This is a genomic window from Devosia chinhatensis (assembly GCF_000969445.1).
Classification (GTDB): Bacteria; Pseudomonadota; Alphaproteobacteria; order Rhizobiales; family Devosiaceae; genus Devosia; species Devosia chinhatensis.
This window is the reverse complement of the sequence record NZ_JZEY01000071.1, coordinates 1-496: the sequence shown is the minus strand read 5'-3', so window position 1 is coordinate 496 and position 496 is coordinate 1. Positions and strand designations below refer to the sequence as shown.

General features: G+C 57.3%; 2 pseudogenes. One reads left to right on the top strand and one right to left on the bottom strand.

The annotated features are described in order from the left end of the window. A pseudogene (locus VE26_RS19020) lies at positions 1-233 on the bottom strand (hypothetical protein); the annotation flags it as partial. A 30-nt stretch (positions 234-263) separates the two neighbouring features. Here VE26_RS19020 and VE26_RS19025 point away from each other — a divergent pair. Continuing rightward, positions 264-496 (top strand): annotated as a pseudogene (locus VE26_RS19025) (hypothetical protein); the annotation flags it as partial.

The following is a 496-nucleotide window of genomic DNA, read 5'->3' as shown; positions in this document are numbered from 1 at the left end:
TCATGGTCAGGGCAGAGGAGATTAGCGCGTGATACGGACAGGGTGGCGACGTACGAGGGTAACTCGATTTCCTTGACGAGTGCGTGCGTGCGGTTTGTTCTGCGAATGGCTATGGCGGGCATTGCAACGTCATTGAACCAGTTGTTCTTCACCATCGTGTATCCAGCGGCGGTGAGGCGCGTAACGCGGCTGCCGATCTCTAGCTTTTCGGGAAAATCGAACTCCCCGAACACGTCGCCGGCAAGGCATGCCTTGCCGGCGACGTGTTCGGGGAGTTCGATTTTCCCGAAAAGCTAGAGATCGGCAGCCGCGTTACGCGCCTCACCGCCGCTGGATACACGATGGTGAAGAACAACTGGTTCAATGACGTTGCAATGCCCGCCATAGCCATTCGCAGAACAAACCGCACGCACGCACTCGTCAAGGAAATCGAGTTACCCTCGTACGTCGCCACCCTGTCCGTATCACGCGCTAATCTCCTCTGCCCTGACCATGA